This is a genomic window from Delftia sp., from assembly GCF_059499305.1.
In genome coordinates, this window is the sequence record NZ_JCABYI010000038.1 from 58,563 (window position 1) to 82,963 (window position 24,401).

The 24,401-nt window shown below is 69.1% G+C and carries 20 protein-coding genes; 15 read left to right on the plus strand and 5 right to left on the minus strand.

The window, feature by feature from the left end; genetic code table 11:
• Positions 1 to 2 precede the first annotated feature (2 nt).
• The 11 genes from AC5I49_RS27045 to AC5I49_RS27095 all read left to right on the plus strand — a co-directional run bounded on the left by AC5I49_RS27045 (position 3) and on the right by AC5I49_RS27095 (position 12,757).
• A complete protein-coding gene (locus AC5I49_RS27045; protein WP_267177983.1) occupies positions 3 to 875 on the plus strand; it encodes a branched-chain amino acid ABC transporter permease in 873 nt (290 codons plus the stop codon).
• Between the two features lie 130 nt (positions 876 to 1,005).
• Positions 1,006 to 2,043 carry a branched-chain amino acid ABC transporter permease gene (locus AC5I49_RS27050; RefSeq protein WP_209802304.1) on the plus strand — a complete coding sequence of 346 codons (1,038 nt, stop codon included), beginning with the start codon at positions 1,006 to 1,008 and terminating at the stop codon, positions 2,041 to 2,043.
• 29 nt (positions 2,044 to 2,072) lie between these two features.
• Positions 2,073 to 2,951 (plus strand): enoyl-CoA hydratase-related protein, encoded by an 879-nt coding sequence (locus tag AC5I49_RS27055; protein WP_288897624.1) that lies wholly within the window; start codon positions 2,073 to 2,075, stop codon positions 2,949 to 2,951.
• A gap of 143 nt (positions 2,952 to 3,094) precedes the next feature.
• Entirely contained in the window at positions 3,095 to 4,303 is a 1,209-nt protein-coding gene (locus AC5I49_RS27060; protein ID WP_495790152.1) for an ABC transporter substrate-binding protein, read from the plus strand.
• 34 nt (positions 4,304 to 4,337) lie between these two features.
• Positions 4,338 to 5,990 (plus strand): long-chain-fatty-acid--CoA ligase, encoded by a 1,653-nt coding sequence (locus AC5I49_RS27065; protein ID WP_495790153.1) that lies wholly within the window; start codon positions 4,338 to 4,340, stop codon positions 5,988 to 5,990.
• Between the two features lie 134 nt (positions 5,991 to 6,124).
• On the plus strand, positions 6,125 to 7,207 hold the full coding sequence (locus tag AC5I49_RS27070) for a CaiB/BaiF CoA transferase family protein (RefSeq protein ID WP_012206624.1): 1,083 nt from the start codon (positions 6,125 to 6,127) through the stop codon (positions 7,205 to 7,207).
• A 9-nt stretch (positions 7,208 to 7,216) separates the two neighbouring features.
• The gene (locus AC5I49_RS27075; RefSeq protein ID WP_288897621.1) at positions 7,217 to 8,779 is read left to right on the plus strand and encodes a long-chain-fatty-acid--CoA ligase; all 1,563 of its coding nucleotides are present in this window, start codon (positions 7,217 to 7,219) and stop codon (positions 8,777 to 8,779) included.
• A 25-nt stretch (positions 8,780 to 8,804) separates the two neighbouring features.
• Positions 8,805 to 9,953, plus strand: a complete 1,149-nt coding sequence (locus AC5I49_RS27080; RefSeq protein WP_047218395.1) for an acyl-CoA dehydrogenase family protein — start codon at positions 8,805 to 8,807, stop codon at positions 9,951 to 9,953.
• Positions 9,954 to 10,030: 77 nt separating this feature from the next.
• Complete coding sequence (locus AC5I49_RS27085) at positions 10,031 to 10,921, plus strand: SDR family oxidoreductase (RefSeq protein WP_016449208.1); 891 nt, start codon at positions 10,031 to 10,033, stop codon at positions 10,919 to 10,921.
• Between the two features lie 17 nt (positions 10,922 to 10,938).
• Entirely contained in the window at positions 10,939 to 11,751 is an 813-nt protein-coding gene (locus AC5I49_RS27090; protein WP_495790154.1) for a crotonase/enoyl-CoA hydratase family protein, read from the plus strand.
• Between the two features lie 259 nt (positions 11,752 to 12,010).
• Complete coding sequence (locus AC5I49_RS27095; RefSeq protein ID WP_209802322.1) at positions 12,011 to 12,757, plus strand: 3'-5' exonuclease; 747 nt, start codon at positions 12,011 to 12,013, stop codon at positions 12,755 to 12,757.
• Here the strand turns inward: AC5I49_RS27095 and AC5I49_RS27100 are convergent.
• Positions 12,754 to 13,932, minus strand: a complete 1,179-nt coding sequence (locus AC5I49_RS27100; protein WP_026062628.1) for a GGDEF domain-containing protein — start codon at positions 13,930 to 13,932, stop codon at positions 12,754 to 12,756. The genes AC5I49_RS27095 and AC5I49_RS27100 overlap by 4 nt on opposite strands.
• 314 nt (positions 13,933 to 14,246) lie before the next feature.
• On the opposite strand from AC5I49_RS27100, the gene AC5I49_RS27105 reads away from it, so the two are divergent.
• Entirely contained in the window at positions 14,247 to 15,536 is a 1,290-nt protein-coding gene (locus AC5I49_RS27105) for an O-acetylhomoserine aminocarboxypropyltransferase/cysteine synthase family protein (RefSeq protein WP_272206903.1), read from the plus strand.
• A gap of 7 nt (positions 15,537 to 15,543) precedes the next feature.
• Here the strand turns inward: AC5I49_RS27105 and AC5I49_RS27110 are convergent, their stop codons facing one another.
• From AC5I49_RS27110 to AC5I49_RS27125, 4 genes are all read right to left on the minus strand, one after another.
• Complete coding sequence (locus AC5I49_RS27110) at positions 15,544 to 16,608, minus strand: hypothetical protein (protein WP_267177977.1); 1,065 nt, start codon at positions 16,606 to 16,608, stop codon at positions 15,544 to 15,546.
• Between the two features lie 86 nt (positions 16,609 to 16,694).
• A complete protein-coding gene (gene egtB, locus AC5I49_RS27115; protein WP_016449202.1) occupies positions 16,695 to 18,005 on the minus strand; it encodes an ergothioneine biosynthesis protein EgtB in 1,311 nt (436 codons plus the stop codon).
• Positions 17,992 to 19,050, minus strand: coding sequence for an L-histidine N(alpha)-methyltransferase (egtD, locus tag AC5I49_RS27120; protein WP_046241879.1), 1,059 nt, complete (start codon positions 19,048 to 19,050; stop codon positions 17,992 to 17,994). Before egtD ends, egtB begins: the two co-directional genes overlap by 14 nt.
• Before the next feature lie 362 nt (positions 19,051 to 19,412).
• Positions 19,413 to 20,027, minus strand: coding sequence for an OmpW/AlkL family protein (locus AC5I49_RS27125; protein ID WP_016449200.1), 615 nt, complete (start codon positions 20,025 to 20,027; stop codon positions 19,413 to 19,415).
• Between the two features lie 230 nt (positions 20,028 to 20,257).
• Here AC5I49_RS27125 and AC5I49_RS27130 point away from each other — a divergent pair, with 230 nt between their 5' ends.
• The 3 genes from AC5I49_RS27130 (at position 20,258) to AC5I49_RS27140 (ending at position 24,381) form a co-directional block, all read left to right on the plus strand.
• Positions 20,258 to 20,773: a sigma-70 family RNA polymerase sigma factor gene (locus tag AC5I49_RS27130; RefSeq protein WP_016449199.1), complete on the plus strand. Its 516-nt coding sequence runs from the start codon at positions 20,258 to 20,260 to the stop codon at positions 20,771 to 20,773.
• Positions 20,770 to 21,807 (plus strand): FecR family protein, encoded by a 1,038-nt coding sequence (locus AC5I49_RS27135; RefSeq protein ID WP_310043756.1) that lies wholly within the window; start codon positions 20,770 to 20,772, stop codon positions 21,805 to 21,807. Before AC5I49_RS27130 ends, AC5I49_RS27135 begins: the two co-directional genes overlap by 4 nt.
• A gap of 102 nt (positions 21,808 to 21,909) precedes the next feature.
• A complete protein-coding gene (locus AC5I49_RS27140; protein ID WP_495790155.1) occupies positions 21,910 to 24,381 on the plus strand; it encodes a TonB-dependent siderophore receptor in 2,472 nt (823 codons plus the stop codon).
• Positions 24,382 to 24,401: the final 20 nt, after the last annotated feature.

The window sequence follows — 24,401 nt, forward strand, 5'->3', positions numbered from 1 at the left end:
CCATGGACGCCTTCATCCACCAATTGCTGGCCGGCCTGGCCACGGGCGGCATCTACGCCACCGTGGCGCTGGCCCTGGTCATGATCTACCAGGCCACGCACCACATCAATTTCGCGCAGGGCGAGATGGCCATGTTCTCCACCTTCATCGCCTGGGCGCTGCTGCAGGCGGGGCTGCCGTACTGGTGGGCCTTCCTGGCCACGGTGGCGCTGTCCTTCGTGCTGGGCGCGGCCGCGGAGTTCGCCATCATCCGCCCCATGCACAAGGCAGCGGACCTGGCCCAGGTGGTGGTCTTCATCGGCCTGCTGATCGTCTTCCACAGCCTGGCCGGCTGGATCTTCGGCTACACCATCAAGGAGTTCCCAAGCCCGTTCCCGGCCGACGCCTGGTACGGCAGCGCCCTGATGTCGGCCCATGAGGTGGGCACCATCTTCGTGGCGCTGTCCATCGTGGCCCTGCTGTTTGCCTTCTTCCGGCTCACGCCGCTGGGGCTGGCCATGCGCGCGGCCGCGCAGAACCCGGCCTCCTCGCGCCTGGTGGGCATCTCCGTGGGGCGCATGCTGATGCTGGGCTGGGGCCTGGCCGGCGCCATCGGCGCGGTGGCCGGGATGATGGTGGCGCCCGTGGTTTTCCTTGATCCGCACATGATGAGCGGCGTGCTGCTGTATGCCTTTGCGGGCGCGCTGCTGGGCGGCATCGACAGCCCCGCGGGCGCCGTGCTGGGCGGCTTCATCGTGGGCGTGCTTGAAAACCTGGTGGGCAGCTACGTGGTCGGCACCGAACTCAAGCTCTCGGTGGCCCTGGTGCTGATCGTGGGCGTGCTCATCGTGCGGCCGGCCGGGCTGATGGGCCGCAAGGTCGTCAGGAGGGTTTGAACAATGTCCCCCCTGAGCGGCTACGCCGCTTCCCGTTGCACGGCGCCCCCTCTCTCGCTACGCGGGAGGGGGACGACACCCTCGCTTTTGGGCCACGCCAGTTTTGTGCCCAACGCCCTGGAGAACAATGATGTCCACACGATCCGCCTCCTCGTCTGACGCACTGGTCGCCGCCACCAGCGCGCCCCGCCCCCTGCCCCTGGGCACGGTACTGATCGCGGCGCTGGCGCTGGCGGCCTGCTCGCTGGTCTTCGTGGCCAAGGGCTACCAGCTGTTCCAGGCCACCATGGTGCTGGCCTATGCCGTGGCCCTGGTGGGGCTGAACATCCTCACGGGCTACAGCGGCCAGATCTCGCTGGGCCATGGCGCCTTCTTCGCCATAGGCGCCTATGCGGCCGGCATCCTGATGGACCGCGCGGGCCTGGCCTACTGGCTGGCCGTGCCTGCAGCGGGCCTGGTGAGCCTGGCGGCGGGCTACCTGTTCGGGCGGCCCGCGCTCAGGCTGGAAGGGCTGTACCTGGCGCTGGCCACCTTTGCGCTGGGCGTGGCCATGCCCCAGCTGCTCAAGTACCGCCACCTGGAGGCCTGGACGGGCGGCGTGGGCGGCATCGTGCTGACCAAGCCCGAGGCGCCCTGGGGCCTGCCGCTGGATGCCGACCAGTGGTTCTACCTCTATGCATTGGCCGTGGCGGCGCTGCTGTTCTGGATGGCGCGCAACCTCATAGACAGCGGCAGCGGCCTGGCGCTGCGCGCCATCCGCGACCACGCCATGGCGGCCGAGGCCATGGGCGTGGACAACGCGCACTGCAAGTCCATGGCCTTTGCGATTTCGGCCGGCTACACGGGCGTGGGCGGCGCGCTGTCGGCCATTGCCGTGCAGTTCGTGGCGCCCGACTCCTTCACCATGTTCCTGTCCATTTCGCTGCTGGTGGGCGTGGTGGTGGGCGGCGTGGGAACGCTGTGGGGCGCGCTGTTCGGCGCCCTGTTCATCATGTTCATCCCGGGGCTGGCCGAGCAGGTGTCCAAGGCCGCGCCCTGGGCCGTCTACGGCACCGTGCTCATCGTCTTCATGTTCGCCATGCCCGGCGGCGTGATGGGCCTGCTGCACCGACTGGGCCGACCGGGCCGGCCGGGCATGCACCTGCCCCGGCAGCGGCCGCGTGCCTGACTTTCCATCCCCACCCACAGGAGTCCCCCATGAATTCCAGTCCGGCCGTCCGCATGGAACGCCACGGCAACAACGGCGACAGCGGCAACAACGGCGAGATCGCCCTCATCGTCCTCCAGGACAGCGCCCGCATGAATCCGCTGGGCAGGCCCTTGCAGCTGCGGCTGCGCGAACTGCTGGCCGAGGTGCGCGAGGACACCTCCCTACGCGCCCTGGTGCTCACCGCCGAGGGCCGGGGCTTTTGCGTGGGCGCGGACCTGTCGTCCATGGGCGGCGCACAAGGCGGGGCACAAGGTGGGGCACAAGGCGGGGCCCAGGCCGATGGCCGCACGCTGGGCGAGCAGACGGCCGACAACATGCAGCAGCTGTCCAACCGCCTCATCCTGGACCTGCAGCAGTTGCCCGTGCCCGTGGTCTGCGCCATCAACGGCGCGGCAGCCGGGGCCGGCGTGGGCCTGGCACTGGCCGGCGACGTGGCGCTGGCGGCGCGCTCGGCCTACTTCTACCTGCCTTTCCTGCCGCGCCTGGGCATCGTGCCGGACCTGGGCACCACCTGGTTCATCGAGCGCCGGCTGGGCCGTGCGCGCGCCCTGGGCCTGTCCCTGCTGGGCGACAGGCTGGGCGCGCAGCAGGCTGCCGACTGGGGCCTGGTCTGGGCCTGCGTGGACGACGAGGCCCTGCGCGAGCAGGCCCTGGCCGCGGCCGCCCGCCTGGCGCGGCTGCCGGCCGGTGCCGTGCTGGAAGCCCGCCGCGCGCTGGACCACGCAGCCGCTTCCACGCTGGAGCAGCAGCTTCACTACGAGGCTGAACGCCAGCGCGAGCTGGTGGGCGCGCCGGCCTTCATGGAAGGCGTGCAGGCCTTCATGCAAAAGCGCGAGCCCGTGTTCGCGCCCCGCCAGCCGGGCTGAGCGCCACACCTTCCCGACGCACCTTGCTGCGCCCGCACATGCATTCGTCGGAATCGACGATGGGCGCGCGCCGGGCCGGTTCCTACCATGGACCGGCCACCACAAGAAAAGCGGGCACGGCGCCCGCAAGCCAGGAGACCACCATGCGCAACCCCTTCGCCCGCGGCCCCCGCGCCCTGATCGCCTGCCTGGCGCTGGTCCTGCCGGCCGTCACCCCAGTGCCAGCCCAGGCCCAGAAGAAGTACGACACCGGCGCCAGCGACACCGAGATCCGCATCGGCAACTTCGTGCCCTACTCAGGTCCCGTGTCGGCCTATGGAACCATAGGCAAGACCCATGCGGCCTACTTCGCCAAGATCAACGCCGAGGGCGGCATCAACGGCCGCAAGATCACCTACCTCTCGGCCGACGACGCCTACAACCCCGCCCAGAGCGTGGAGCAGACGCGCAAGCTGGTCGAGCGCGACGGCGTGCTGCTGATGTTCGGCGCGCTGGGCACCTCGCACAACCAGGCCGTGCATCGCTACATGAACCAGCGCAAGGTGCCCCAGCTGTTCGTCTCCACGGGCGCCACGCGCTGGGGCGATCCGAAGAACTTCCCCTGGACCATGGGCTGGCAGCCCACCTACCAGCTCGAAGGCCGCACCTTCGCCCAGCACATCCTGGCCACGCGCCCCCAGGCCAAGGTGGCCGTCCTGATGCAGAACGACGACTTCGGCAAGGACTACCTCAAGGGCGTGCTCGACGGATTCGGAGAGCAGGCCAAGCAGCGCATCGTCGTGCAGCAGACCTACGAGGTCGGCGACCCCACGGTGGACAGCCAGATGGTGGCACTCAAGGGCTCGGGGGCGGACACCTTCATCAACATCAGCACGCCCAAGTTCGCGGCCCAGTCCATACGCAAGGCCGCCGACATCGGCTGGAAGCCTGCGCACTACCTGGTCAGCGTCTCGCTGTCCATCAGCTCGGTGCTCAAGCCCGCGGGCCTGGACAACGCGCGCGGCGTGATGACGGCCAGCTACCTGCGCGAGCCCTCGGACCCCACCAACCAGGGCACGCCCGAGCTGGCCGGCTACCTGGCCTTCATGCAGCAGTTCTACCCGGCCGGCGACCCCAACGATTCGCTCAACGTCATCGGCTACTCCCAGGCCCAGACCCTGGTGCAGGTGCTCAGGCAGGCCGGCGACGAGCTCACGCGCGCCAACATCATGAAGCAGGCCGCCAGCCTGAAGATGGACCTGCCCATGCTCTACCCGGGCATCAGCCTGCAGACCGGTGCGGACGATTTCTTCCCCATCAAGAAGATGCAGCTCGTGCGCTTCGACGGCAGCCGCTACGCGCCCGTGCAATGACCCCGGCCTTCAGGACAACGACAGGAGACACCCCATGCCCGCCTTGCAAGGACTGATGCAGGACCGCCCGCTCATGATCTCGTCGCTGATCGAGCATGCGGCGCGCTTTCATCCGCACACCGAGATCGTCTCGCGCCTGCCGGAAACACGGGACGGTGGCCTGCACCGCACCGACTGGGCCGGCATGCGCCGCGCCTCCTGCCAGGTGGCCAATGCCCTGCAGTCGCTGGGCGTGCAGCCCGGCGAACGCGTGGGCACGCTGGCCTGGAACAGCTGGCGCCACCTGGCGCTGTACTTCGGCGTCTCGGGCAGCGGCGCGGTGCTGCACACCATCAACCCGCGCCTGTTTCCCGAGCAGATCGAATACATCGCCAACCATGCCGAGGACCGGGTGCTGTTCTTCGACGTGACCTTCGCGCCGCTGGTGGAAAAGCTCGCACCGCATCTGAAGACCGTCACCACGTATGTCTGCATGAGTTCGCGCGAGCACAAGCCCGCGCTGGACCTTCCCGGCCTGCACTGCTGGGACGAGCTGGTGGGCAACCAGAGCGAGGACTTCGACTGGCCCGAGTTCGACGAGCGCACGGCCTCGTCGCTGTGCTACACCTCGGGCACCACGGGCCACCCCAAGGGCGTGCTGTACTCGCACCGCTCCACCGTGCTGCACACGCTGATGGAGCTGGCGCCCGACACCTTCGGCCTGAACGCGCGCGAGACCGTGATGCTCATCGTGCCCATGTTCCATGCCAACGCCTGGGGCACGCCCTATGCGGCGGCCATGGCCGGCGCACGGCTGGTGCTGCCCGGCCCGCACCTGGACGGCCAGAGCGTCTACGAGCTCATGCGCGACGAGAAGGTCACCTTCTCCCAGGGCGTGCCCACCGTGTGGCTGATGCTGTTCCAGTACCTGGATGCGCATCCCGACATCGACCCGCGCGCGCTGGGCGTCAAGAGCATAGGCATCGGCGGCGCGGCCGTGCCGCGCGCCATGCTGGAGCGCTTCGAGAACCAGTTCGGCGCCCAGGTCGTGCAGGGCTGGGGCATGACCGAGACCAGCCCCATCGGCGTGGTCAGCAAGCTGCTGCCCCGGCACGACGCGCTGTCGGGCGAGGAACTGGTCAAGGTCAAGCTCAAGCAGGGGCGCGGCGTCTGGGGCGTGGACCTCAAGATCGTGGACGACGACGGCCGGCCCCAGCCCTGGGACGGCCAGGCCCGGGGACACCTGCGCGTGCGCGGCCCCTGGATCGCCAGCGGCTACTTCAAGGGCGAAGGCGGCTCGCCCGTCGATGAGGAAGGCTTCTTCACCACGGGCGACGTGGCCACCATCGATGCCGACGGCTTCCTGCAGCTGGTGGACCGCGCCAAGGACGTGATCAAGTCGGGCGGCGAGTGGATTTCCTCCATCGACGTTGAGAACGCCGCCATGGGCCATCCCGGCGTGGCCGAGGCCGCCATCATCGGCGTGGCCCATCCCAAGTGGCAGGAGCGGCCGCTGCTGCTGGTGGTGCCGCGCGCAGGCCACAGCGTCAGCCGCGAGTCCATGCTCGACTTCCTGTCCACGCGCATCGCCAAATGGTGGCTGCCCGACGATGTGCTGCAGGTGGCCGAGCTGCCGCACACGGCCACGGGAAAACTGCTAAAGACCAAGCTGCGCGAGGAGTACAGGAATTACCCCCTGAGCCGCTGAGCGGCTTCCCCCAATGGGGGACGACACCTTCGGTGCGGGGCGGCCCTTCCTCGGTGTCTCTCGCTTGGACAACGCCAGTTCCATAGCGCTCTGCTCTATGGTTCATTGAAGAAAAGAGAACAAAGGAGACCTCCATGCCAGGACCGCTTGAAGGCGTGCGCGTGGTCGAGTTCGCGGGCCTGGGCCCGGGGCCGTTCTGCGCCATGCTGCTGGCCGACATGGGTGCCGAGGTGCTGCGCATCGCGCGGCCCGGCACGCCGGTCGATGCGCAGGACATCACCACGCGCAGCCGCAGCCAGGTCGAGATCGACCTGCGCGGCGAGGAAGGCCAGGCCTCGGCCCTGGCGCTGATCGCACGCGCCGATCTGCTGATCGAGGGCTTTCGGCCCGGCGTGATGGAGCGCCTGGGCCTGGGGCCCGAGCCCTGCCTGGCGCGCAACCCGCGCCTGGTCTACGGCCGCATGACGGGCTGGGGCCAGCACGGGCCGCTGGCGCATGCGGCGGGGCATGACATCAACTACATCGCCATCTCCGGCGCCCTGCACGCCATCGGCCGCGCGGGCGAGGCGCCCGTGCCGCCGCTCAACTATGTGGGCGACTTCGGCGGCGGCGGCATGCTGCTGGCCGTGGGCCTGCTGGCCGCCCTGCACGAGGCCGGGCGCAGCGGCCGGGGCCAGGTCATCGATGCGGCCATGACCGATGGCACGGCCCTGCTGTCGGCCTTCATGTACGGCTTCAAGGCCAAGGGCCAGTGGAGCAACCAGCGCGGAGAGAACCTGCTGGACGGCGGCGCGCACTTCTATGACACCTATGCCTGCGCCGACGGCAAATACATCGCCATAGGCGCGATAGAGCCGCAGTTCTACGCCGAGCTGCGCCAGCGCTGCGGCATACAGGACCCGCTGTTCGACGCGCAACTGGACGCCGCGCGCTGGCCCCTGCTCAAGCTGCGCCTGGCCGACGTGTTCCGCACGCGCACGCGCCAGCAGTGGTGCGAGCTGCTGGAAGGCAGCGATGCCTGCTTCGCGCCCGTGCTCGACTGGGACGAGGCGCCCCAGCATGCCCACAACCGCGCGCGCGCCACGTTCACCGAGGCCGGCGGCGTGCTCCAGCCCGCGCCGGCGCCGCGCTTTTCGCGCAGCGTGCCCGAGCAGCCCCGCCCCCCGCGCGCCGCCAGCCTGCAGGACACGCTGGCCGCCTGGAATGCCCGCTCCTGAGGAAACCCCATGCCCATGTATCTCACCCAGGCCATCCACAAGGGCCGCCGCGAAAGGGCCGGCGCCACGGCAGCCATCTGCGGCGCAGAGCAGGCCAGCTGGTCGCAGCTTGCGCAGCGCATCGAACGCTGCGCCGGCCTGCTGCGGGCGCTGGACGTGGCGCCCGGCGACCGCGTCGGCATGATGGGCCTGAACTCCATCCGCTACCTTGAATACTTCTATGGCTGCTGGTGGGCAGGCGCCGCGGTCAACCCCGTCAACATCCGCTGGAGCCCGCACGAGGTGGCCTACTCGCTGGACGACTGCGACACGCGCGTGCTCTTCGTGGACGATGCCTTCGCGCCCCTGGTGCCCCGGCTGCGCGAGCTGTCCTCCAGCCTGCGCACCGTGGTGTTCTGCGGCACGGGCGCCGCGCCCGAAGGCGCGCTGCACTACGAGCAATTGCTGGCCGCCGCCACGCCCTGCGCCGACGCGCTGCGCAGCGGCACCGACCTGGCCGCCGTGATGTATACGGGCGGCACCACGGGCCGGCCCAAGGGGGTGATGCTCAGCCACGACAACCTGTTCATCAACGCCCTGTCCAATGCCAGCAACGTGCCGCGCCAGCATGTGAAGGTGGGCATGGTGGTCACGCCCATGTTCCATGTGGCCGGCTGCGGCCTGGCCCTGCTCATGGCCCAGCGCCTGGTACCCCAGGTCATCGTGCCGGCCTTCGACGAGCTGGCCATCCTCGCCGGCATCCAGCAGCACGGCGTGAACGAGCTGTTCCTGGTGCCCACCATGATCCGCCGGCTGATCGAGCATCCGCGCATGGCCGAATTCGACCTGTCCAGCCTGCGCCTCATGCTCTATGGCGCGGCGCCCATAGACGCCAGTCTGCTGGAGCGCGCCATGCAGGCATTGCCCGGCGCCGACTTCGCCCAGGCCTACGGCATGACCGAGCTGTCGCCCACCATCGTGTCCATGGGCCCGGCCGAGCACCGTCCCGGCCCGCAGCGCGAGCGCCTGCTGCGCGCGGCCGGCCGGCCCGTGACCATTGCCGAGGTGCGCATCGTCGATGGCGAGGGCCGCGAGCTGCCTGCCGGCGAGGTGGGCGAGATCACGGCACGCGGCCCCATGGTCATGCAGGGCTACTGGAACAGGCCCGCCGAGACGGCCGCCGCGCTCAAGGACGGCTGGATGCACACGGGCGACATGGGCCGGCTGGATGCCGACGGCTACCTCTTCGTCGTGGACCGGCTCAAGGACATGATCGTCAGCGGCGGCGAGAACGTGTACTCGGCCGAGGTCGAGAACGCCATCGCCCAGCTGCCCCAGGTCGCCATGTGCGCCGTCATCGGCGTGCCCGACGAACGCTGGGGCGAGCGCGTGCACGCCGTGATCGTCGCGCGCGAGGGCCAGCCGCTGACCGAGGCCGAGGTCATCGCCCACTGCCGCGAACGCATCGCGGGCTACAAGTGCCCACGCTCGGTGGAGTTCCGCAGCGAGCTGCCGCTGTCGGCCGCGGGCAAGCTGCAGAAATTCCAGCTGCGCGAGCCCTACTGGCAGGGCCGCGAACGCCGCATCAACTGAACCCCTCAATCCACCGGTCCAAGCCATGCCACTGCAACTGACACGCTCCTGGAGCACCCCCGAACTGGAAAGCCTGCGCGCCACCGCCGTGCGCTTTCTGGAAACCGAAATGCAGCCGCAGGACGAGGCCGCACGCCAGCGCGGCAACGTGGGCCATGCCATCTGGCGCCGCGCCGGCGAGCTGGGCCTGCTGTGCACCGACATCCCCGAGGACTACGGCGGCGGCGGCGGCGACTTCCGCCACGAGGCCGTGATCCACGAGGAGATGGCGCGCCGCGCCCTCTCGGGCATGAGCAACTCCGTGCATTCCATCGTGGCCCACTACCTGCTCAACCACGGCACCGAGGCGCAAAAGCGCAAGTACCTGCCCGCCATGGCGCGCGGCGAACTGGTGGGCGCCATCGCCATGACCGAGCCCGGCGCGGGCTCGGACCTGCAGGGCGTGCGCACGCGCGCAGAACTCAGGGACGGCCGCTACCGCATCAACGGCAGCAAGACCTTCATCACCAACGGCCTGCTGGCCGGCCTGATCCTCGTGGTCTGCAAGACCGACCCGGCCCAGGGCGCGCGCGGCACCTCCATCCTCATCGTGGAGACCCGGGACTGCGCGGGCTTTCGCGTGGGCCGCGTGCTCGACAAGATGGGCATGAAGGCCCAGGACACCTCGGAGCTGTTCTTCGACGACGTGACCGTGCCGCAGGACGCGCTGCTGGGCGGGCGCGAAGGCCAGGGCTTCTACCAGCTCATGGGCGACCTGCCCTACGAACGCCTGATCATCGGCCTGGCCGCCCTGGCCTGCATGGAAGGCGCCTATGAGGCCACGCTGGCCTATGTGCGCGAGCGCCGCGCCTTCGGCCAGGCCATTGCCGACATGCAGAACACCCGGTTCAAGCTCGCCGAGGTGGCCACCACGCTGACCGTGGGCCGCGCCTTCATCGACCGCTGCGTGGAGCAGCTGGTGGCCGGCACGCTGGACACGGCCACCGCCTCCATGGCCAAGCTCTGGGGCTCGGAAGCGCAGGGCCGCGTGCTCGACGAACTCGTGCAACTGCATGGCGGCTACGGCTACATGAACGAATACATGGTCACCCGCATGTACGCCGATGCGCGCGTGCAGCGCATCTACGGCGGCACCAGCGAAATCATGAAGGAAGTGATCTCGCGCGCGCTCTGACGCTCCGATCCCCTGGCGGCGCCAAGCGCTGCCGCAGTCCCCCTATCCCTTCCCCGGCAGCACAGGAGACAGCAGCCATGACCCTCGACGACCTCATCTACAAGCCCGGCCTGCTCCAGGGCGAACGCATCCTCGTCACCGGCGGCGGCACCGGCCTGGGCCGGGTCATGGCCGAGGCGTTTCTCATGCTGGGCGCCGACATCCACCTGTGCGGCCGGCGCGGCGCCGTGGTCGAGCAGACAGCGCAGGAGCTGGTGCAGCAGCACGGCGGCCGGGCCACGGGCCATGCCTGCGACGTGCGCCAGCCCGAGGCCGTGGAGCAGATGATCGAGGCCATCTGGGCCGACGGCGGCGCGCTCACGGGCCTGGTCAACAACGCGGCCGGCAACTTCGTGAGCCGCACCGAGGACCTGTCCATGCGCGCCTTCGACGCCGTGGCCAACATCGTCATGCGCGGCAGCTTCAACCTCACGCTGGAGTGCGGCCGCCGCTGGCTGGCCGAGGGCCGCAAGGCCAGCGTGCTGTCCATCCTCACCACCTGGGTCTGGAACGGCTCGGCCTTCACCGTGCCCTCGGCCATGGCCAAGTCGGGCGTGCATGCCATGACGCAGTCGCTGGCCGTGGAATGGGGCAACCGGGGCATACGCTTCAACGCCATCGCGCCAGGCCTGTTCCCCACAGAAGGCATGAGCGCGCGGTTGAACCCGCAGGGCGGCGAGCATGTGCGTGCCGACAACCCCATGGGCCGCAACGGCCGCATGCCCGAGCTGGCCAACCTGGCCGTCTTCCTCATGAGCCGCCAGGCCGAGTACCTGACGGGACAGACCATCGCCATAGACGGCGGACAATACCAGGCGACGGGCGGCAACTTCGCCGGGCTGGCCAGCTGGAGCGACCAGGACTGGGCGAATGCGCGCAGCGCCATCGAATCACGCAACGCGGCCGACCGCCAGCAAAGAACCGCATAGACACAAGGAGACAAGCCATGAGCCAAGAACGCGTGCGCATATCGGTGGACCACGGCGTGGCCGAGGTGACCCTGGCCCGGCCCGACAAGATGAATGCGCTGGACCCCGCCATGTTCGACGCACTGATCGACGCATTGGCGCGGCTGCGGGACACGCCCGGGTTGCGCGCCGTGGTGCTGCATGGCGAGGGGCGCGCCTTCTGCGCGGGCCTGGACATGGGCAGCATGGCCGGCATTGCCGACGGCCAGCAGACGGCGGACATGACGGACCTGGCCGCGCGCACGCACGGCATTGCCAACCGCTTCCAGCAGATCTGCTGGGGCTGGCGCGAACTGCCCGTGCCCGTGATCGCCGCCGTGCACGGCGTGGCCTACGGCGGCGGCCTGCAGCTGGCGCTGGGTGCGGACATCCGCCTGGTGGCCGAGGATGCGCGGCTGTCCATCATGGAAATCAAGTGGGGACTGGTGCCCGACATGGCCGGCTGCGCGCTGGCCGCGCCGCTGGTGCGCGGCGATGTGCTGCGCGAGCTGGTCTACACGGGCCGCATCGTGCCCGGCCCCGAGGCCGTGGCCCTGGGCCTGGCCACGCGCGTGAGCGCTGCGCCGCTGGAGGAAGCGCGCCACCTGGCCCGCCAGATCGCGGCCAGCAGCCCGCACGCCATGCGCGCGTCCAAGCGCCTGATGCAGCTCAGCGAAACCGCATCGCCCCAGGACGTCCTGCTGGCCGAGGCACGCGAGCAGCAGGCCCTGCTGGGCAGTGCCAACCAGGCCGAAGCCGTGCGCGCAGGCCTGGAAAAACGGGCCCCGGTGTTCAGCGACCAAGGCCTTTAGACACCTCTTGAAACAACCACCGGACCCTGCCCACGGGTCCGCCGCGGCCATCCGTAATTACCCTTAATCAACGCCCTTTCGCCACTGCGCTGATTTTTTAGGCATTCCGTGGAAAGCCTTGCAGGGCGCGGATTCGGCAAGTTACACCCGGAGTTTTCCACAACTCCGTCCACATGCATCGGGGATAAAAACCCGGGGCCGAAGGGACATGCAGGAGCAGGCATACTTGACGGCCCGCCTCGGCCTCCCCCCCTTTCCCATGCCCCGCCTGCACGCCCCCAGCAAGGAAGACAGCCGCCTGCTGCCGCCTTTTTCCGCCCTGCCGGAACGCTGCATCCACGTGCCCGCCACCGACGCCGAATTCGCGGCCGCCCGCGCCGCGCTGATGGCCGCGCCCGTGCTCGGCTTCGATACCGAGAGCAAGCCTCTTTTCCACGCCAGCCAGACCGACACCGGCCCCCATGTGGTGCAACTGTCCACCTGCGACCAGGCCTGGCTGCTGCAGCTGCACCATGCGCAGGCACGCGCGCTTGCGGCCGACGTGATGGCCAGCGAGGCCATCTGCAAGGCCGGCTTCGGGCTGGACCATGACCGCAGCGCGCTGCCCGCGCGCCTGGGCGTGGCGCTGAACAACGTGATCGACCTGGACCGCGTGTTCAAGCGCCATGGCTACGCCAGCTCGGTAGGCGTGCGCGCGGCCGTGGCCCTGGTGCTGGGGCAGAACTTCCAAAAGTCCAAGAAGATCTCCACCTCCAACTGGGCTGCACCGCAGCTGAGCCTGGCCCAGCGCCACTATGCGGCCAACGACGCCCACGGCGCCGCCATGGTGCATGCCGCGCTGCCGGGCTGGGAGCTGCGCCAGCCGGCAGCGGCCCAGCGGCCTTCCAGGCCTGCGCTTGAACCGCGCGGGCCGCGCGAGTCCAGCGCCCCGCAGACGCCGCAGACACCGCGTCCGCCCCGCACCGCTCGCCTGCTGCAGGCTGCGGTCGCGCCGGCCAAGTCCTAGAGCGTTTCCTCTTCCTTCACCAGCCGCACCCGGTCCCGGCCTGCGCGCTTGGCCTCGTAGAGCATGGCGTCGGCACGCGCGAGCGCCTGCTCCAGCGTCTGGCCCGGCGCCATCCAGGCCACGCCGAAGCTGGCGGTGATGCGCACCTCGTCGGGCAGCCCGCTGAAGCCCATCAGGCGCAGCTGGGTCTGTATGCGCCGGGTGATCGACTGCACGGCCAGAGGGTCCGCACGCGGCAGCAAGGCCACGAACTCTTCCCCGCCGAAGCGGGCCACCAGGTCCTGCTGGCGCGTGCTGCGCAGCAGCAGTCGCGCAAAGCGCTGCAGCACTTCGTCACCGGCCGCGTGGCCCCAGCCGTCGTTGACCCGCTTGAAATGGTCCAGATCACAGACCAGCACGGCGGCTGAAAGCTGAGGGTGCTCGGCCCGCCGGCGCTGCACCTCCTCCTTGAAGGCGCGCCGGTTCAGCAGCCCTGTCAGCGGATCGCGGTCGCGTTCCTCATGCAGCTCCTGCACGGTGTCGCGCACCGCCGCCGCCAGGAACACAATGGCGAACAGCAGGCCGAACACCAGCAGGCTCAGCTGCTTCGCCAGGCACGCGGAAGAAACGCCCAGCCATTCACTGGCCGCGTCGGCCGGTGGCGAGGCGCCAGGCGGTGTCAGCCACAGCGCACGAACGAAAAAGCTCAGCGCAAAGACCACGAACACCCCCAGCAGCAGCCGGTCCCAGTCCGTACCGGGATGCCTGCGCGGCAAACGCCACAGCGGCAGGGCCAGTTGCAGTCCCAGGCCGAAATTGAGCACATGCTGGCGCGCCTGCGCATCGGGAACGACCCAGGCGTAGTAGCCCAGCACCGCCAGCACTGCGCTGCCAAAGACAGCCGCCAGCGGCGCATCCGGTCGCACGCCCTGGCGCATGGCCATGGCCTCGGTGATGAACCAGGCCGCACACAGCTGCAGCGCGGCCGTGGCCAGCGCATTGACGGGCACGGCCGCAGGCCGCTCCAGGACCTGCAGCAGCAGCGCCAGGCTGAATCCGGTGAAGGCGAGGGACATGCTGCGCAACTCGCGCCGGGCACGCAGATGCCGCCAGCAGACATAGAAACAGCCGGCCAGCAGCGAGGTGCACAAGGGCACCGCCAGCGCCAGAAAATGTCTTGCTGTCAACGTCACCATCAACTCCCGAATGGAGTCTAGCGATCAGGTCACGTTACAACACGTTGTTAACAAAAATACACATTCACTCACGATCCTGGCAAAGCCAGGCCGGACATATCTGCGCACGGCAGAGGAGCAACCGGTCTGCGGCGTATATGTTCGTAACCAACGCATCGTTGGGCACCGGAGGCCGGCACGCCACAATGCCAACCGTCCTCCGCTTGTAAAACCTCAGGACTTACGCAAACAGGATGCGGGAACGCGCCGCTGCCCATGGCAAATGGCCCGCCCTGCCCTTCTTGCGTAAGCCGTCACCAGAAAGGCAATCTTCCATGCGCATCGAAACCCTGGCCGTCCACGCCGGCTACTCGCCCGACCCCACCACCAAGTCGGCCGCCGTGCCCATCTACCAGACCGTGGCCTATGCCTTCGACAGTGCCCAGCATGGCGCCGACCTGTTCGACCTCAAGGTGGCCGGCAACATCTACACGCGCATCATGAACCCCACCACCGACGTGCTGGAAAAGCGCGTCGCGGCGCTGGAAGGCGGCATTGCCGCCGTGGCCGTGGCCTCGGGCATGGCCGCCATCACCTATGCCATCCAGGCCATCGCGGAGGCAGGCGACAACATCGTCTCGGCCAGCACGCTCTACGGCGGCACCTACAACCTGTTCGCCCACACCTTCCCGCAGCAGGGCATCACGGTGCGCTTTGCCGATCCGCGCGACCCGGCCAGCTTCGCCCAGCACATCGACGAAAAGACCAAGGCCATCTTCATCGAGTCCATCGGCAACCCGCTGGGCAATGTCACCGACATCCGCGCCCTGGCCGACGTGGCCCACGCCCACGGCGTGCCGCTGATCGTGGACAACACCGTGCCCAGCCCCTACCTGCTGCGCCCCATCGAGCATGGCGCCGACATCGTCGTGCACTCGCTGACCAAGTACCTGGGCGGCCACGGCAACAGCGTGGGCGGCGCCGTCGTGGACAGCGGCAAGTTCCCCTGGGCCGAGCACAAGGCCCGCTTCAAGCGCCTGAACGAGCCCGATGTCAGCTACCACGGCGTGGTCTACACCGAGGCCCTGGGCGAGGCCGCCTACATCGGCCGCGTGCGCGTGGTGCCGCTGCGCAATACCGGCGCCGCACTGTCGCCGCACAACGCCTTCCTCATCCTGCAGGGCATAGAGACGCTGGCCCTGCGCATGGACCGCATCTGCGAGAACACCCAGAAGATCGCCGAGACGCTGCAAAGGCATCCCAAGATCGAATGGGTGCGCTACGCCGGCCTGCAGGACCATCCCGACCACGCCCTGGTGAAGAAGCAGCTGGGCGGCCGCGCCTCGGGCATCCTGTCGTTCAGCCTCAGGAACGGCAACGGCGACAGCGACACCCGCGCCGCCGGTGCGCGCTTCCTGGATGCGCTGCAGCTGTTCACGCGCCTGGTCAACATCGGCGACGCCAAGTCCCTGGCCACGCACCCGGCATCGACCACGCACCGCCAGCTCGACGCCGAGGAACTGGCCAAGGCCGGCGTCACCGAAGGCATGGTGCGCCTGTCCGTGGGCATTGAGCACATCAGCGACCTGCTGGCCGACCTGGAGCAGGCGCTGGACAAGGTCTGAGACGCCCTCAGGGCCTGCGCGAGCGCTCGCGCAGTTCCTGCGAGGAATAGAAGATCAGCGGGTCCGGCGTGCGCTGCGGATTGGCGCAGGGCTCGATGGCATGGCCGCGCGGCGGGGCGCAGCGGGCCAGGTCACGCAGCTGGGCCTGGGTTCGTTCGGCGTGGCGCGCGGCGGTCTCTCCTTCGGAGGGGCGGCTGCCGGGCACGATCAGGCGCAGCTCCATCTTGCGGATGGCCGGCTCCACGGCGTAGGTGCCCTGGAACTGCAGCACCACGCGGCGCTCGGGCAGGTCCACCGTGGCCAGCACGGCACGCATGGGCACGGGAATCATCGCTCCCGACTGGTAGCGCACCAGCACGAAGGGCGCAAAGGGCTTGGGCAGCTTCAGCGCCAGCGTCTGGCCCTTGCCGTTTCCATTGCCGTTACGCGCATCGGCACGCACACGCAGCTGTCCGCCATCGGGCAGATAGCGGTCCAGCCGCCAGCCGGTGGCCACGCGCTGCGCGCCCACACAGGGCGCGTAGTAGTACTCGGTGGGGTCGGCATCCTTGCCCGTGTACAGCATCTGGGCGCCTTCATGCTCGGTCAGCGTCTTGATGGCCGCATCGGCGCCATCCGCCTGGGCGCCGACCAGCGTGCCGCCGCGCACGAACACGCCCGTATACGGGAACCAGGTGGTGCGCTGGTTGGCCACGGCGCCATAGGGCTTGCATTCGGTGGACATGCTCTGGTCCTGCATGTCGGCATGCGGGGCCACGGGCTCGCCGCCCTGGCCGCCGCCCTGGTCGGCCAGGGTCAGGCGGCCATCGGACTCGATGGTGAAGGTGGCCTTGGCCACCATGGAGTAGTAGCGGCCGGCTGCGTCTTCGCCGATCAGCAGCAGGCTGGGCAGGGGCGTGAGGTTGGCCACCTCGGGCTCGGCGCGCGGCGTGTCGGCCGGGGCCTGGGCAGGCACCTGGGGCCGGGGCTGCTCCTGTGGCTGGCTGGGCGCCGGAGCCTGGGGCGGCGCAGTGGCGCAGCCGGCAAGGACCAGGGACAGCGGCATGGCAAGAACAAGCGAACGCAACAACATGGAACTCCCTCGGATCATTGAGGCCGACGATGCTACTGCATGCACCGGCGGGCGGCGCAATGCATGGGGATGCGGCAGGGGCAGGCTCAAGCCGCATCCCGCGCCAGCCGCAGGCCGGTCATCTGCCAGCGCGCCTGCGTGGGAAAGAAATTGCGGTAGCTGGCGCGCGCATGGCCTGGCGGCGTGAGGCAGGAGCCGCCCCGCAGCACATACTGGTTGACCATGAACTTGCCGTTGTATTCACCCACGGCGCCCTCCGCGATCTGGAAGCCCGGGTAGGCGCCGTAGGCGGACTGGGTCCATTCCCAGACCTCGCCCAGCGCAAGGCTGCCGGGCTGCATGGCGCGCGGGTGCACGGGGCCGGGCGGCTCGTCGTGCTCGGGGCGCTGCGCCATGGGCGCGGCAAAGGCCGCCTCCCATTCCGCCTCGGTAGGCAAGCGCGCGCCGGCCCAGCGTGCATAGGCGTCGGCCTCGAAATACGAGATGTGGCAGACGGGGCGGCGCCCGTCCAGCGCCAGCGCGCCATGCAGGCTGAACTCCTGCCACGTGCCGTCCGATGCGCCATCCAACGCGCCGCCTGCATTGCGCCGCCAGTACCAGGGATGCTCCAGTTGCTGCGCGCAGCGCCAGTCCCAGCCTTCGGCCAGCCACCACTGCGGCTGGGCATAGCCGCCGTCCTCGACGAAGCGCAGGAACTCGGCATTGCTCACGGGCCGCTGCGCGATCTCGCAGCCTTGCACAAACACCTCGTGGCGCGGGCGCTCGTTGTCGAACGCAAAGCCCTCGCCGCCATGGCCCACGGCATGCATGCCACGCGGCACGGTCTGCCACTGCAGCGGGGCAGGCGTTCCATCTGCCGGCCCAGGCGCAGGCATGCCCTCTTCCTGCTCTCGATAGGCAGGCCACAGCGGGTGGCACGACAGCAGGTGCTTGATGTCGGTCAGCAGCAGTTCCTGGTGCTGCTGCTCATGCTGCAGGCCCAGCTCCAGCAACGCGGCCAGACGCGCAGGCGGCTGCGTGCCCCAGTCCTCGAACATCTGCAGCATGCGCTGGTCCACCGCCTCGCGATAGGCCAGCACCCGTGCCAGCGAGGGCCGGGTCAGCAGCCCGCGCTGGGCACGCGGATGCCGCGCACCCACCTGCTGGTAGTAGGAGTTGAACAGCACGCGGAAGTCGGGATCGAAGGGCGGCACGCCGGGCGCGTGCTCGGCCAGGACAAAGGTCTCGAAGAACCAGGTGGTATGCGCCAGATGCCATTTGGCAGGGCTGGCATCGGGCATGGACTGTACGCAGGCATCCTCGGCGGACAAGGGGGCGGCCAGCAGCACGGTGGTCTGGCGCACGGCCTCGTAGCGCTGCACCCAGCGGAAGACGGCGGGCATTTCACGCATGGGCATGGATCACGGCAAACCACTGGCGCTCATCGGTCCAGACCTGGCAGGCACCGAAGCCCGCACAGGCCAGCATGTCCAGGAAGTCGGGCAGCGGGTATTTGTAGCTGTTCTCGGTGTGTATGGTCTCGCCGGCCGCGAAGTGCCGCAGCCCCTGGGGCCAGCCCACGATCAGCGGGCGCCGCGCGCGCAGGTGCATTTCGATGCGCGAGTGCTCGGTGTTGAAGAAGGCCACATGTTCCCAGTCGCCCTCGTTGAAGTCGCTGCCCAGCAGGTGGTTCACATGGCTGAGCAGGTTGAGGTTGAAGCGCGCCGTCACGCCCTGGGCATCGTCATAGGCAGGCTCCAGCCACTGTATGGGTTTGGGCAGGTCTATGCCGATCAGCAGCCCACCGTCGTCGCTGAGCAGGGCCCGCATCTGGCCCAGCATGCGCTGGGCCTGTTCAGGGTCGAAGTTGCCTATGGACGAGCCCGGGTAGAACAGCAGCCGGCCGGCCTGCGGGATATAGGGCGGCAGGGCCAGCGGCTCGGTGATGTCGGCCGTGACGGCATGGGCCTGCAGCTGCGGAAACTCCTCGGCCAGGCGCCGCACGGACTGGCGCAGGAAGGCGCCCGCAATGTCCACGCCCACAAAGTGCCGTGGACGCAGGCTGCGGCACAGGCCGCGCACCTTTTCGCAGTTGCCGGCACCCAGCTCGATCAGCACCTCGCTGCCGCGCAGGGCCTCGGCCATGGCCGGACCGGAGTCGGCCAGGATGGCGGCCTCGGTGCGCGTGGGGTAGTACTCGGGCAGCCGCGTGATCTGCTCGAACAGGTCGCAGCCGCGTGAGTCATAGAGAAACTTGGGCGAGACCCGGGCCTGCGGCTGCATCAGCCCGTGCTGCAATTCGGCCAGGGTTGCTCGCAGGGCGCTGTCTGCCAGCTCCGGCGCAGCCTCTCTCCTGCCACCTTCGGCCGGGGTGCGCGGGGCCGAAGGCAGGGGCAGGGGCACGCGCTGGGCGCGCGACGCCAATGGAGGGGAAGACACGGAATGATCGTGGGCATACAGCATGGTGGGGGCCTCGCGTTGTGCGCCGACCGCCTCAGCATGGTGAATGCCGCGCCCCCGCCTTGCAGCGGGGAGCGGTCGCCAAGGGGGCGGGCAGCCAGAATGAAGCCTGCAAACTGGCGTCCCGCCTCGCAAGGCGCGCGCCGACAGGCCGAGGCACCAGCCTAGGCGCCCGCCCCAGGCACGCGGGTAGGACAGTTTCCAGCGAGCGTGTCTTTTTCATGACCTGCAGATCTGGTGCGCTGCAGCATGCCGGACGAAAAAAATCCGGTATGCCGCGAACGGCATACCGGACCAAGTACCCATCCTTGCCTCACTACGCGCTGCCGGATGAAGCAGCGCGTGCCTCGCTCATGATCCGAAGATCAGAAGCGATAGCCCAGTCCCACGCCAACCAGCACGGGGTTCACCTTGAAGGTGCCCACCTTGGTGCCGCCAGCGCGCACGTCCGTCTCGATGAAGACCTTCTTCACGTCGAAATTCAGCGACCAGTTCTTGTCCAGCGCATAGTCGAAGCCGATCTGCAGCGCGCCGCCAAAACTGTTCTTCTTGATGGAGGGGTTCAGCGCGGCCTGCACGGCGGGATCGAAGTTCACGCTGGAAAAGCGCGTGAAGTTGACACCGGCGCCCACGTAGGGCTTGAACGCGCCGAAATTGGTGAAGTGGTATTGCGCCAGCAGCGTGGGCGGCAGGTGCTTGAGGCTGCCGATCTGACCCAGGCCGTTGGCACGCAGGTCATGCTTTTGCGGGTAGGTCAGCACCAGCTCGGCCGCGATGTTGGGCGTGAAGAAGTAGGACACGTCCAGCTCGGGCATCCACTTGTCATTGATCGACAGGCCCAGGCCCGTGCTGTCCTTGTTGACGCTGTCCAGGTGGACGGCGCGCACGCGCACCATCCAGGGGCCTTCGGCCTGCTGCGCAAAGGCGGCACCCGACGACAGGGCGCAAACGGCAGCAACGGCGAGCAGAGTTCTTTTCATGATGGAGAGTCTTGGAGTAGCCCGGGGCAAATCCCGTAGCTGTATTGCAGCAGGGGCAGGCAAGGCCGGTCTTGTCCTAGCTCAAATCCGAAGGTGGGCGCCGTCGCATGGCCGGATCGCGTTGGATGCATGCAACGCCATGCGCGGCAGGCCAGTTGCGGCCAGGCTGCAGCCATTGCTCAAATAGAATGCGAATCATTATCAAATCCGCTTTCCCAGGAACCCGCTCCATGGCCGCCGCGCCTTCGCACCCCGATATCGCCCTGCTCTACAGCGACCACCACGGCTGGCTGGTGGGCTGGCTCAGGCGCAGGCTGGGCAATCCCTGCGATGCGGCCGACCTGGCCCAGGACACCTTCATTCGCGTGCTGGGCAAGCCCCAGTCCCTGCATGGCGTGCGCGAGCCGCGCGCCTGGCTCACCACCATCGCCCACGGCCTGGTCGTGGACCACACACGCCGCGCCGCGCTGGAGCGCGCCTGCCTGGACGCCATCGCCAGCCTGCCCGAGCCGCTGGCGCCCTCGGCCGAGGAGCGCCATCTGCTGATCGAATCCCTGGTGCGCATGGACAACCTGCTGGCCGGCCTGCCGCCCAAGGCCCGCAGCGCCTTTCTGCTCTCCCGCCTGGAAGGCCTGAGCTACCCGGAAATCGCCCTGCAGCTGGGCGTGTGCCTGAGCTCCGTCGAGAAATACATGGCCACCGCCATACGCCACTGCCTTGCCCTGCGCAGGGAACTGACGGCGTGAGCACAGACCAGGCCCCCCAGGCGCTGGAACAGGCCATTGCCTGGGCCGTGCGGCTGGCCTCCGGCACGGCCACCGATGCCGACCGCGCCGCCTGCCAGGCATGGCGCAGCAGCCACGCCGCGCACGAACAGGCCTGGCAACAGGTCCAGGCTGTGGAGGCCCAGTTCGCCCTGCCCGCCGGCCAGGCGGGCCTGGCCCACGGCGTGCTGCGGTCCGCCGGCCCAGGGCCGGCGCGAAGCCGGCGCGCAAGCCTGCAGCGGCTGCTGTTCCTGGGCCCCGCGGCCCTGCTGCTGGGATCCATGGCATGGCGCTGGGCTGCACCGCGCGAGCAGATCGCGCTGGAAACGGCCATTGGTGAGCGCCGCAGCACGCTGCTGGCCGACGGCAGCCGCCTGCACCTGGCACCGGACACGCTGGTGCAGGTGGATTTCACCTTGCTGCGCCGCGTGGTCCGCCTGGCACGCGGCGAGATCTTCATCGACACCGGCAGCGACCCGCGCTCCCTCGCGGGCCGACGCTCCTTCTGGGTGGAAACGCCGCTGGCCCGCTTCGAGGCCCTGGGCACCAGCTTCGGCGTGCGCCACGAAAAACACCCGGACACGGCCACGCGCCTGTACGTCACCGAGGGCCGCGTGGCCATCCATGTCAGGGCGCTGGACGGCACTGCGCCAGGCCCCCTGGACGCCATCGTCGCCACCTCCGGCGAAACCCATGTGCTGCACGCCGGCCAGCACCGCCCTGTGCGCCTGCCCGACGAAGGCCTGGTGCCCGACGCATGGACCGACGGCGTACTGGTCGCCCGCCGCATGCGCCTGGACGCCTTCGTGACCGAGCTGTCACGCCAGACCGGCATGCCCATGGAATGCGCCGACGACGTGGCTGCCCTGCGTGTTTCAGGCGTATTCCAGCTCGACGGGCCGGATCCGGCGGGTCGTGCGCTGGCCGCCATTGCCCGCACGCTGCCTGTGCGTGTGGAGCGCGGACAAGGTGCGGCCAGCGGTGCCCGCAGCGCCAGGCGCCTGGTCAAAGCCTGAGCCGGAATTTTTTCAGGCAGTCATTACGGGTTTCACACCGCCCGTTCGGCATAGGAGCAAAGACATCGCTTTTTCCTTTGCCGCTTCTCAAGGACTGCCTCCATGCCCAGCCTGCCCAGCACCCGCCGCGCCGCCCATCCACCCTCGTGCACACGCCCCACGGCGGTGGCTGCACAGGCCTTGATGCTGGGCCTGTTGATCACGCTGGGCCTGCCCATGACCGCCCTGGCCCAGAGCCCGAGCTCCGCCCCGGATGCCAGATCCATCCGGTTCGACCTGCCGGCCGGTGAACTGGAGACCAGCCTGCACAGCCTCGCGCGCCAGGCAGGCATCACCCTCTCGTTCGATCCAGCCCTGGTCCAGGGCCGACAGTCGGCGGCGCTGAGCGGTACGCGCGGCGTGCACGAAGGGCTTGCCGCCCTGCTCGCCCCGCACCAGCTACAGGCCACGCGCACGGCCGAAGGCGGCTGGGCCGTGCACCGTGCGCGGCCCGGGGCCGCGGCCGAGCATGCGCTACCCACCGTGAACGTGCTGGCCGATGCCGAGCATGAAAGCGCCTGGGGCGCCGTGCCCGGCTACGGGCCGCGCCGCAGCGCCTCGGCCATGAAGATGGATGTGCCGCTGCTGGAGACGCCGCAGCAGGTCAGCATCATCGGCGAGGCCCAGATCCGCGACCAGGCCATCTCCAGCGTGGCCGAAGCCGTGCGTTACAGCGCGGGCGTGCGTCCCATGGACTACGGCATCACCGATGACGACGTGGCCGTGCGCGGTTTCTATCTGACCGGCACGGGCCTGTACCGGGACGGCATGCGCATGGTCCACAACGGCTTCATGACCAACCTGGAGCCGTATGGACTGGAGCGGCTGGAAGTCGTGCACGGCCCGGCCTCGGTGCTGTACGGCCAGTCCGCGCCCGGCGGCCTGATCAATGCCGTCACCAAGCGCCCGCGCGCCGGCATGCAGCGCGAAGTGGGCGTGGAATTCGGCAGCCACGACCGGCGCCAGCTCACGGCCGACATCGGTGGCGCCATCAATGAACAGGGCACGGCGCTGGCACGGCTGACCGTGCTCAAGCGCGAATCGGGCACGCAGTGGAACGGCCTGCGCGCCGACCGCAGCTACATCGCCCCCTCCTTCACACTGCTGGGCGAGCGCACCAGCCTCACCCTGCTGGCGCAGTACCAGGAGGACGAAACCGGCTTCGTCATCCCCTACTACCGCCAGACGCCTGCGGGCTGGTCGGCCACGGACATCAACGTCAGCGGTCCGGGATCTGGCCACCACAAGCGCAACGCCAGCGTGGGCTGGCTGCTGGAGCACCGGCTGAACGACCAGCTCACGCTGCGCAACAACCTGCGCTACCTGGACGGCCGCAACGACCGGCGCGAGATGCGCAACCGGGGCCTGACGGCCGACCAGCGCGGCATGGCACGCCTGGCCATGGTGCGACCCGACGCCGAACAGACCTGGGTCATGGACACGCAGATCGAAGGCCGCCACCGGACGGGTGCCGTCTCGCACCAGTGGGCCGTGGGCTTCGACTACTACCGCTCCAGGCTCGACTGGCGCATCTACTCGCTCAACGGCGCCGTGGCGCCGCTGGACCTGGTCAACCCCATCCACATCGCGCCGAACTGGGATGACAACTACCTCAGCGACCGCGCGCTGGCACGCACGCACCAGGCGGGTCTGTACGTGCAGGACCAGATCAAGTTCGGCGAGCGCTGGGTGCTCAGCGCCGGCCTGCGCCGCGACAGCGCACGCATAGACACCGACTACGACGCGCGCGCCGCAGCCACCGCGGCCTTCGCCATCACCACCGTGCGCCGCACCGACAGCGCCGTCACCGGGCGGCTGGGCCTGATCTACCTGGCACCCAGCGGCCTGGCTCCCTATGTGTCCTTCAACAACTCCTTCCAGCCGCCGCTGACCACGGTCACGGCCACCGACGCCAACGGCAGGCCCTACGAGCCCGAGACCGCGCGCCAGTTCGAGGCCGGCCTGCGCTACGCGCCGCCGTCGGCCGGCTACACGCTCAGCGCCGCAGTGTTCGACCTGCGCAAGCGCAATGTGCGCACGCCATCCACACTCAACCCGCGCTTCGACGTGCAGACCGGCGAAGTGCGCAACCGGGGGCTGGAGCTGCAGGCCCAGGGCGAGATCGGCGGCGGCTTCTCGGCCATTGCGGCCTATACCTACCTCGACTCCAGGGTCACGCGCAGCAACAACGCTATCGAGATCGGCGCGCGCCCCGGCGCCACGCCGCGCCATGCCGCATCGCTGTGGGGCAAGTACCAGCGCGGCGCCCTGGAGCTGGGCCTGGGCCTGCGCCACATCAGCGCCACGTCTGGCGAGCTGCCCATGGACGGCGTGAAGACCCCCATGAACGACGCCTACACGCTGTGGGACGCCATGGCCGCCTACACCACCGGCCCGTGGCGCTTCTCGGTCAACCTCAGCAACCTCACCGACAGGCAGTACCGCACGCAATGCAACACCTTCCGTGGCGGCGCGCAATTCTGCGCGCTTGGCTTCGGGCGCGAGGTGCGTGTGGCGGCGGCCTATCGGTTCTGAGTGCCGCCATTGCTGCCCGC